The sequence below is a fragment of the Microcystis wesenbergii FACHB-1317 genome (assembly GCF_014696875.1).
In the GTDB taxonomy this organism is placed as follows: domain Bacteria; phylum Cyanobacteriota; class Cyanobacteriia; order Cyanobacteriales; family Microcystaceae; genus Microcystis; species Microcystis wesenbergii_A.
In genome coordinates, this window is the sequence record NZ_JACJQV010000203.1 from 20,571 (window position 1) to 30,305 (window position 9,735).

Consider the following 9,735-nt stretch of genomic DNA (forward strand, 5'->3'; position numbering starts at 1 on the left):
AATTTTACTCTCGATCGCTAGAAGTATAAGCTAAAACGTAGCCTAACATGGTGTTCCAAATTGCTAGGGAAATTATTGCCAATAATAATAAAGGCCAATTTTGGGGAACTTTCAAAAGTAGCCCGAAAATAATCGCCATGGAACCCAAAGTATCAGCGACAGATAGACCGTGTAATTTATATAATACCGAGCGCTTGTCTAAAAGATGCGCCGTTCCCCAAAACCAGAAAAAAACTCCGATAGCGATGCAGATATAACTCAAAATGTCAATCATGATTCGTTCAATCGTTTAAGAATTTGTGCTAATAACATAAAGCCAGCATTACCGACACTGAGAATAATCACTGCTACCACTCCAATCATCCAATCATCCCGCAGAACTGAAACTACTAGAATAATAATCGATGATTTACTGGAAGCACTGGCAAAGGCGGCCATTTTTTGCCAGATGTCATCATTTTTGGCCACTTCATAAAGGGGAATTAATAAAGCGACAATCATGGCAATGAGAACAATATTCATCCCTGGTTACTCCGTTTAATTAGATGAACTTCATAACCCTCATTTTCCTTGTATTCGGTGACGATAGTTTTCGGGGTAAAAGTAATGAGAAATATATCCCAAAAAGCTAATCTGGGTGAACGTTTACCCGACATTCTCTCGAAAATAATTTCTTCTTCTTTGTGGGGACGAAAGATGATTTCAAACGCTTCCTTATAAGCTTGGGGAATAGCCATAAAGACTTTAATTATTACCTTTAACCAATCGCCTAAAGTTTCGCTAGAGGCGAAATTACGGGGCAAAAGAAAAGCAATAGCAACCCCGATCATAATATTAGCGGGGGTAAAATTAGCGGTGAGCAAAAACCACATAGTTAAACGCAGAATTATATGTCCAATCATGCTAAGACCATCCAAAATAATAGAACTAACATTATACTCATCATCCCGACGAGATTATCAAATTGTTCCAAGGCTCGCGATAATTTTAGGGATAACTTTTTGAAAACTCCCAGATATAACCACCACCCGGCACCGATGACGGCTAAAGCTTTGATAATATTGGGTAGATTATAAGCTTCAACATAGACGGCATTGGATAAAAATAGGGCGGCAAGGAGTAGAATTACTGCTATCCAGAAACCGATAGTTAGCTTCTGTTTACTTTCGCCACCCGCGTGGGGTAAAAAGATAAATTTAGCAAAGGAAATCGCCGTCCCCACAGCCACAAGATTGATTATAATTTCTTGCCAGGGGACTAAATTTTTCATCGTTAACGCTTTTGCCCCAAAACCAGATAATAGGGGGAATCCAGAGATAGAAAAACTAGCAACCACTAGGGCAATCCAGAGAGAATTAGGGATCGATTGTTGCTGTAATTCTTTAAAATTGCGACTGGGTAAAACTCCCGCTAACAGAAATAGGCAAGATTTAACTAAACCGTGGGTAAGGGTATAAAAACCACTGACTACCGGGGCGGCTAAAATAAAACCTAACTGGGAAATAGTATGGAAGGCTAACATCCGCTTGCTATCCTTTTCAAACACTGCGTATGACACGCCAAAAATCGCCGTTAGCACCCCGAAAAGCCGAATTAGGACATCCAAATCCCCTAGGATTAAAGCACAGCGCAGGAGGGGAAAAATGCCAGCTTTTACCACCACCCCCGACATCAGCGCCGAGACAGAGGTTTCCGATTCCGAGTGTGTCATCGGTAGCCATAACCCCGAGACAAAGATTCCCCCTTTGACTAATAATCCCATGAAGATTAAAGCCAAGGCTTCGGGAGGTGCGCCCTTTAAACCGTCAAAAGCAAAGGAATTATTGGCTTTATAGACTAAAACCGCGCCGATTAGGTAAAATAACATCGCCACATTGCTGATAAACAGATAACGCAGGGCAACCCAGAGAGAGCGATCGCTGCGAGGATAGGCAATCATCAGAAAAGCGGCAATACTAATTACTTCTAAGGCAACGTAAACGCTAATAAAATCCTCACAGACGAAGACAGAATTAATGCTGCCGTGGAGAATGATAGCTTGGGCGTAAAAAAAGGCGGTTTTGCTACTTTCCCAGTTATAAAAAATAACTGCCATCGTCACCAGGGCATTAGTGAGGATAAAATAGGCACTTAACTGATCGGCTACCAGTTTCACGCCATAATTATCCAGTAGGTTGAGGGTTATGGGGGAGGATTGGCTAAATAGAAGGAGAGAATAGGAAAGAGAGATAATAGTGGTGGCGAGAGCCAGATATTTGTCTAATCGCGGCAATAAATAGATGATAAAGCCGATCAAAAAGGGTAAACTTATCCAAGCGATCGTTAAAGTATTCATGGTGTGTTATTTTTTTCTATCTCGCTGCTGTCGAGGGTGGGGTTATCTTTGGCTAATTTCATTACTCCCACCAGCATTAACGCCTGAATGGAAAAACCGATGACGATCGCTGTTAAAATCACTGCTTGGGGTACAGGATCGGCGTAATTTTGCTGTTTAACTGTACTGAGGATGGGAGTAAATAAACCGTCACGGGAAGAAATCACCACATAGTAGGCGATAACGCCCGTACTCATGACATCCATGGCGATAATCTTCATGATTAAGTTTTTTTTCAGGAATGTTCCTAAAAATCCGCACAAAACGGTGGCGAATACAAACAACTCTAGGAGGGGAATCGTCACTGGGCTTCTTGATTAGATTTGGTTATGAGTCAAAATATTTCTTCTAATTATCCTCGATCGAGTCCTATTTATCAAAAAATTCTCAAGATTATGGGGGGAATTTTCGGACGGTCAATAGATTGTTTTAGATCTATAATTATTATTGAAAAAAATAAAAGCAAGCGGTTTCGCTTTAATAATGTAGATCTTGCCAGGGAGCGCAATCATTAATGTTTTGACAATCTTTGATATTTTTGGTGGCAATAATAACCCGACGACTGGGATATTTTTCTTTGATTAGAGTCCAGAATTACAATCACTCTTTTAATCCCATCCCTTAACTTTTCTCAGATTTTCTAACTGTTCTAAGCGAGATTTTGCCCATGACATATCCAGTTAATTTTTCTGGATATTCTGTATTGGCTGGGTTTGCTGTCGATTAAGCTGTCACCATTTGAGATTTGATATCGGGTGCTGCTGGCTCAAAATGCAACACCATGATTTGCTCTGGACGCAACCCGACGGATTCATAAGTGCGTCCATCACGATCGCTAAATTCCACCTCAAATGCTGTACCATTAGCTAACAGTTCAACCACTGTCCCAACTTGTCCACGCTGGAGATTATATTCAGGAAGGTCAATGGTTAAGGCTATGACATCTAGCAATTTAGGTGTATTATTTGACATTTCTGATCACCTCTAAGCACTACAGGGGGTAGCAGGTTGTTAACCTTGGAATCTCCGAACCATGCTCAATGATCCAGCCACTCCGAAGGGTTGCACTTCTATTTTGCCACTCAATCGTAAAATCTAGTGTATAGCGTTGCCCAAACTCATCCTGTCTGCCCAATCGAACCTCTTGAGTTTGAATAACTTCAAGCAAAATTTGGCGTAATTCTTCAGCGTTATCAGCAGTCATACCAAGGCACGATAAAAACAGTCTTGCTTTGTGTTTGCCATCGCTATGTTCTCGATTGAGGCAGTAGTCGCGAAGTTTACGAATATCAACGACTGCGTTCTTTAGATTGGGAAGGAGCATGGAAAAGCTGACATGGATGAGCAGTCCTTAGTTTATTTCAAGTTTTGTGGTGCAGACTGACTTTAACGAAGAAACAATAAAACTATAAGTTAAACTCGATCGCGATGACGGCGATCAGCGATAAAAGACTCCACCAATTTAACATCTTCGACACTACCGATCACTAAAGGTGTGCGGTAGTGTAATTTATCGGGAACGATATCTAAAAGATTTGTCACCCCATCACTAGCTTTACCTCCTGCCTGTTCAATTAAAAAAGCAAGGGGGGCAGTTTCATAAATTAAGCGCAATTTTCCCTGGGGATTTTTAACAGTACCCGGATAGAGAAAAACACCACCCTGCATTAAAATTCGATGGATATCTCCCACTAATGCCCCACTGTAACGGGCTGTGTAACCATCATGACGGTGGACATAACGAGTATAGTCGCGAATCGCCTCATCCCACTGCCAAAAATTGCCCTCATTGGTACTATAAATCGGACCATGGTCGGGGATAATAATATTCTCTTGGGCAAGGATAAATTCCCCTAAACTGGGGTCAAGGACAAAGGCATGAACACCGCGACCGATCGAGTAAACTAAAATAGTCGATGGTCCGTAGAGAATATAACCGGCGGCGATTTGTTGACGACCATTTTGCAGTAAATCCCGCGCTTCTCCGTCTAAATCATTGTCTTCCTGTTGACGGATGGCAAAAATCGAACCCACATTTAGGTTAATATCCACATTGGAAGAACCATCGATCGGGTCGTAGAGTAGGGTATAGCGACCGATGGGACAGTTTTCTGGGATATAATAGGGTTTATCCATTTCCTCGGAAGCAAGACGGCAAACTAAACCACTTTGCTTAAAAACCGAGATAAATACTTCATTGGCAAAAACGTCCATTTTCTTGACTGATTCTCCTTGGACGTTGGTTTCTCCGGTAAAACCTAGCACATCCGCCATTAATCCCGCTTTACTGAGACGACGGGCAATTAATTTCCCCGCTAGGGCAATCCGACTCATAATTGCGCTTAAATCCTGCGCGTCGGGGGAAAAGCTTTGTAGTTGTTGCAGGACGTGACGGGAGAGGGTGGTACAATCTCGATCGAGGCTATGTTCGGGGATAGAAAAGGGAATATTGCTAACCATAACTGTAATTGCCAGTAATAAAGTAAAAAAGGGAAACCCGTCTAGTCTCAATTGTGACTATGATTTGATCCTAGCCAAGATTTTCCCTATTGTTGGCCAATTTTTAGATCAGTTTTAGAGTTGGCTAATTTTTCCCCCATTGATCATTAAATTTTGGTCAATAAGTAGCTGTTTATAATTAAATTGAAGATAAATTTTGGGTTCGATCCCCCGTTAATCCTAGGGTTGATTCAAGGTAAGGTTGATTCAAGGTAGGGTTGATTCATGAATCAACCCTACCCTTGATAAGGGGGGTGTCTGACAGTTTTTAACACCTAACTACTTACTTGCCATCTAACTTTAAGTCGATGGGGATACACCGGGCAAGCGTTTATATTTCAAGTAATAGGCAAAAACTGTTATTACAACAATAATTATTGTGCCGATACCTAAATAGTTAGGAACCCAAAAAGCCGCCGCAATGGTGTTAATTTCTCCCGGTTTTAAATGCCAAATTAACTGATTATCAACTTGTTCTACCGAGGGATTTAATCCTGAGTCATCTTCAATATTTTGACCAGCGAAGGAAGTCTTTAAAGCGAAGTCGATATCAACTAAGGAACCGGGGCTAATGATAATATTTCCCTGTTCGGAAAGTACACCCAAAGCCCGCAAATCAACGGTTAATTTTAAGTTTTTCTGGTTCAAAAAGAACCAATCTTGTTCTGTAACTGCCAGTTTTGAATCTAGTTGCAGTAACTTTATATCATCAGTATTAGGGGAATTTGTGATTTTAAAGGAAGAACTAGGATCAAAAAATTGATTGAATTTTTCCTCTAATTCCTGACTATTACTAAAGGGAATAGTGACAATTATTTCTCGTTCGGAAATATGATCGGTTTTCCCCTTAAGTAATTTTGCCCTCTGTTCGATACTATTTAACCATTTAGTGGCTTCGGTTTGACTGAGACTGGTTAAACGTTGTCCGAGGGTGATATGTTGAATAATTTCCCCGTGGTGTTGGTGGGGAAAATTAATGCCCACATCGTAACGGACACAGCCAGTTAAAAAGAGAAAAATACTGCATAAAAAGGGCAGAATAAAGCGGTTTTTCCCGATTTTTTCGGTGGTTGGTTGATTCATAATTAATCTTCTTCTAAGTCGTCATAACTTGCTGAACTGCCACCGCTAACCGTAACTAGATCGATTTGCTGACGATAATAGTCTACATCTTTTACCTCCACTTCTACCTCATCACCGAGACGATAGGCAACGCGATTTTTCCGTCCTACCAAACAGCTATGACGGGCGCGATATTCGTACCAATCATCCTTGAGAGAAGAAACATGGACCAACCCTTCCACTAATAAATCGGAAATTTCCACGAAGAAACCATAGGATTGTACACCGGTAATTAAGCCGCGAAAAACTTGACCCATTTTTTCTTTCATTTTCTCGGCTTTTTTCAATCCTTCTAGGTCTTTTTCGGCATCTTCAGCAATTTTTGAGCGATCATTGAGATGGGAAACAATTAGATGGCTTTCTTCTTCTAACTCCTCCTGAATTTGACTTGGGAGAATATTCCAATGAATCTGTCCATGACAGCTATTACTGCCCAAATTAACCCCGACTTTGACGATTTTGCTGCGGCGATCTTTCCCCTCAGTTAATAGGAGTTTTAACACCCGTTGTACCCAAAGATCGGCATATCTTTGTAGGGGGGAGAGACAGTGGGTATAATTGCTAGGATAGGCCAAACCAAAATGGGGCAGAGGATGGCTGCTATATCTAACTAATTTGAGAGTTTCTTGCAGGAGATAATTGAGGACTTTCACCGATGAGGAAGCGGAAAAAGTGCGGGTGAGATTTTGATAGTCATTGGGTTTAATCTCCTCCTCGGCAGTTAAATTTAATTCTGCCCCTAAATTATTGGCCAATTTGAGTAAATCCTCCAATTCATCCCAATCCGGTTCCGATTGTCCACAGTAGATACAGGGCAATTTTAAGGCCTGTAAATGTTCAGCGACAACTTTGCCGGCTAAAATCGCCACTTCTGTCAGTAAAGAACGGGCTGGTAAATTATTAGAAGCGAGAACAGTCCCCCCCCGTCCTTCGTCTTTGTAGGGAGAGATTTTGTCTAATTGAATATCAAAACTACCCCGCTGCAGACGTTGGGATTTTAGGGTGGGGCAAACGCTGAAAAATAAATCTTTCAGGGTTTCAACGGTATCGGTGGGGGCAGCTGCGCTATCTTCTTCACTGAGCAGATCGCGCACCTGTTGATAGGTAAAATGTTGATCCACTTGGATGAGGCTGCGGGTGATTTCGTACTCCACTAGATCCCCCTTGTCATCGAGGGTGACGAGGATAGAAATAGCGGGGCGCTGTTCTTGGGGTGACAGGGAACAACGACTGGTAACGGCAGCCGGGACTAATGGCAGCACTTTTTCGCCTAAATAGACGGCGGTTCCCCGTTTTTTGGCAACTTTATCCAATAATCCGCCCCGTTCAATGTAACGAGTGACATCGCTGATATGAATGGCGACTTGCCAGCGATTTTGGTTGATTTTCTCTAAAGAAAAGGCATTTTCAATGATCGGGGGATAATCCAGGGGGGTGTCATCTTCGATGGTAAAAGTGAAGAGTGGGGTTAAATCTCGCAGTTGTTCTTTTTCGCCACTATCGAAGAAATCTGCTAAATTATCGGCAATTTCGAGGGCTTCTGGCGGAAAATTATGGGGTAGATCGTGTTTACAGGAGACGATATCCGTGTCGGCAGCGGCCTCGGCCGTGGAACCGAGAACACGAGTAACTTTACCGATGGGAGGCATTTCCCCTAGGGGATAACGGAGGACGGAAACATGAACGAGGTGATCGATGTTTTCTAGGAGATTTTGACCGTTTTCGAGGAGATTAAGGGTAAATTTCAGGCGATCATCCAGGGGAACCGCCACAAACCGCTCATTTTCCTGTTTTACTTGCGCTAGAAGCGAAGGATTAGCCCGTTCGAGAATTAATCTCACCTCTCCCTCCGGGGAACGACGACGGGTCCCCTCGCGGATGATTTTGACTAAAACTCGATCGCCATTCCAAGCGTTACTTAGATGATTTTTCGAGACGTAGATGTCATCAGCATCTTCGATATCTTGGATAGCAAAGCAAAATTCTTTACTGGAACAGCGCAGCTTTGCTTCTACGATATTTTCCTCGATCACACGACGATAGCGCCCCCGTTCTTTGACAACCATTCCCAGACGTTCCAAAGCATCGAGAATCACTTGCAATTTTTCGCAGCTTTCGGGATCGTCTTCGCAGCCTAGTTTTTTTTCGAGAATTTTACCCGTAGCTAATTTATCATCACTAAGATGAGAGAGGAGTGTGGCGATCGAGAAGTCCATCTAACAATAATCCTTACTTACAAGACACTGACGGAATGGTGGACAATTAAGTTTAAATACTTATATAATGAGAGGATTGATTTAAACCATTGACTCGAGAGATTATCTCTATCGGGCTAATTGCGATCGCTGGTGGTGACAGTGAAGGTAAACTGACCAAGCATCGAACACCCGAACCTACCCTGAGAATTATCGAAGCCTTCGTTAGTATAAGCCAATAGCGAACACCGGCAAACTTTTCGGCGATCGCTCGTCTTTCTGGCAGAAGTTTCAGCCTAGTAGAATCTTGTTGCTGTGGGCAAGGCTAATCCTAGGACTGAAAATTTTATCTAACCTTTAATCTTAGCAAGAACTTGCTACATTTTTCCAGAATTGCGATAGAGTATTCTAATATAAGTACAAAAGAACTCGAAAAAGTCACCATGTTGCAAAAGTTACGCCAACGTTACCCCCAAGTTGCCCTGATTAGCGAGTTAGTTCAAATCGATCACGGCAAGTATATTGTGAAAGCGATCGTCGAAATTGAGGGAAAAACGGTCGTTACAGGTTTAGCTGCGGCAGATACGGTGGAAATCGCCGAAGATAGAGCCAGAGAACGGGCTTTACTGCTTTTAGAGGCTGAAAGCACCCCCGATCTCCAGCTTGTGGAAAAAGTCAGCCCCAATAATATTTCTCTACCAGAAGATTTACCTAAACCCGTCGCTAGTGCCAAAAAATCGACCAAAACGCCTAAAGTCACTGAAATACCTCGTCCTGAAGCTAAAATTGAACCGGAATTACCCCAAGTTCAGGATATTCCCCCGGCTAAAATTGAACTGGAATTACCCCAAGTTCAGGATATTCCCCCGGCTAAAATTGAACTGGAATTACCCCAAGTTCAGGATATTCCTTTACCGGAACCAGAGCCTTTATTATTAGAAATGGAAACCGATAATTACTCCTTATTATCAGAATTGCCAGAAGAAGCGAGTTTAACTGAAGAAGAACCCCCGGCACCGGAACCAGTTGTTGTTATTCCCGAAGAAATCGATTATTCAGTGCTTAAAACTAAAATTGATGTGGAGATGAAACGATTAGCTTGGACTACAGAAAAAGGTCGGGAATACCTGATTTCTAGCTATGGCAAAAAGTCACGTTTACTGCTAACTAACGAGGAGTTATTAGAATTCTATAACTACTTATCTAGTATCAGTGCCTAATCACTAAACCTGCTGCATAAATCAAAAATCTTCCGTTAAGTGAGGAGTCTCCGAGCCAGTATTCTCCGAGTCAGGAGAAGCAGAAAGAAATAGATTATTTTCTAGCAGTAGAAAAGCGATCTTTTTCTGGAAAATGCGATTAAAAACTCACTTTTGCGGGAGATATAATAAAAAAGGAAGCTATTAGCTGCCAGTCTTTTTCTCCCTATCTCACTGATAACTGATAACTGATAACTGATAACTGATAACTGATAACTGATAACTGATAACTGATAACTGATAACTGATAACTGATAACTGATAACTGATAACTGATAACTGATAA

12 protein-coding genes are annotated in these 9,735 nt (G+C 41.9%); 2 read left to right on the forward strand and 10 right to left on the reverse strand.

Going from position 1 to position 9,735, the window contains the following annotated elements:
• Nucleotides 1-4 precede the first annotated feature (4 nt).
• From H6F92_RS20990 to H6F92_RS21010, 5 genes are read right to left on the reverse strand one after another with little or no spacing between them, the layout of a single operon-like run.
• Nucleotides 5-274 carry a monovalent cation/H(+) antiporter subunit G gene (locus H6F92_RS20990; RefSeq protein WP_045358951.1) on the reverse strand — a complete coding sequence of 90 codons (270 nt, stop codon included), beginning with the start codon at nucleotides 272-274 and terminating at the stop codon, nucleotides 5-7.
• Nucleotides 271-522 (reverse strand): hypothetical protein, encoded by a 252-nt coding sequence (locus tag H6F92_RS20995; RefSeq protein WP_002739224.1) that lies wholly within the window; start codon nucleotides 520-522, stop codon nucleotides 271-273. Before H6F92_RS20995 ends, H6F92_RS20990 begins: the two co-directional genes overlap by 4 nt.
• On the reverse strand, nucleotides 519-902 hold the full coding sequence (locus H6F92_RS21000; protein WP_190359350.1) for a Na+/H+ antiporter subunit E: 384 nt from the start codon (nucleotides 900-902) through the stop codon (nucleotides 519-521). Before H6F92_RS21000 ends, H6F92_RS20995 begins: the two co-directional genes overlap by 4 nt.
• Nucleotides 899-2,335 (reverse strand): cation:proton antiporter, encoded by a 1,437-nt coding sequence (locus H6F92_RS21005; RefSeq protein WP_190359351.1) that lies wholly within the window; start codon nucleotides 2,333-2,335, stop codon nucleotides 899-901. Before H6F92_RS21005 ends, H6F92_RS21000 begins: the two co-directional genes overlap by 4 nt.
• A complete protein-coding gene (locus H6F92_RS21010) occupies nucleotides 2,332-2,679 on the reverse strand; it encodes an NADH-quinone oxidoreductase subunit K (RefSeq protein WP_002761414.1) in 348 nt (115 codons plus the stop codon). Before H6F92_RS21010 ends, H6F92_RS21005 begins: the two co-directional genes overlap by 4 nt.
• Before the next feature lie 24 nt (nucleotides 2,680-2,703).
• Here H6F92_RS21010 and H6F92_RS21015 point away from each other — a divergent pair, with 24 nt between their 5' ends.
• Nucleotides 2,704-2,889, forward strand: coding sequence for a hypothetical protein (locus H6F92_RS21015; RefSeq protein WP_190359352.1), 186 nt, complete (start codon nucleotides 2,704-2,706; stop codon nucleotides 2,887-2,889).
• A 208-nt stretch (nucleotides 2,890-3,097) separates the two neighbouring features.
• On the opposite strand, the gene H6F92_RS21020 is transcribed toward H6F92_RS21015, so the two are convergent.
• The 5 genes from H6F92_RS21020 to H6F92_RS21040 all read right to left on the reverse strand — a co-directional run bounded on the left by H6F92_RS21020 (nucleotide 3,098) and on the right by H6F92_RS21040 (nucleotide 8,211).
• Complete coding sequence (locus H6F92_RS21020; protein WP_002801105.1) at nucleotides 3,098-3,346, reverse strand: DUF4926 domain-containing protein; 249 nt, start codon at nucleotides 3,344-3,346, stop codon at nucleotides 3,098-3,100.
• Nucleotides 3,347-3,365: 19 nt separating this feature from the next.
• Nucleotides 3,366-3,698 (reverse strand): DUF6883 domain-containing protein, encoded by a 333-nt coding sequence (locus H6F92_RS21025; protein ID WP_002801106.1) that lies wholly within the window; start codon nucleotides 3,696-3,698, stop codon nucleotides 3,366-3,368.
• An 89-nt stretch (nucleotides 3,699-3,787) separates the two neighbouring features.
• Nucleotides 3,788-4,834 carry a class 1 fructose-bisphosphatase gene (fbp, locus tag H6F92_RS21030; RefSeq protein WP_190359353.1) on the reverse strand — a complete coding sequence of 349 codons (1,047 nt, stop codon included), beginning with the start codon at nucleotides 4,832-4,834 and terminating at the stop codon, nucleotides 3,788-3,790.
• Nucleotides 4,835-5,173: 339 nt separating this feature from the next.
• Nucleotides 5,174-5,956 (reverse strand): DUF3153 domain-containing protein, encoded by a 783-nt coding sequence (locus H6F92_RS21035; protein WP_190359354.1) that lies wholly within the window; start codon nucleotides 5,954-5,956, stop codon nucleotides 5,174-5,176.
• A 2-nt stretch (nucleotides 5,957-5,958) separates the two neighbouring features.
• Nucleotides 5,959-8,211, reverse strand: a complete 2,253-nt coding sequence (locus tag H6F92_RS21040) for a ribonuclease R family protein (protein ID WP_190359355.1) — start codon at nucleotides 8,209-8,211, stop codon at nucleotides 5,959-5,961.
• 422 nt (nucleotides 8,212-8,633) lie between these two features.
• Here H6F92_RS21040 and H6F92_RS21045 point away from each other — a divergent pair, with 422 nt between their 5' ends.
• Entirely contained in the window at nucleotides 8,634-9,410 is a 777-nt protein-coding gene (locus tag H6F92_RS21045; RefSeq protein WP_190359356.1) for a hypothetical protein, read from the forward strand.
• Nucleotides 9,411-9,735: the final 325 nt, after the last annotated feature.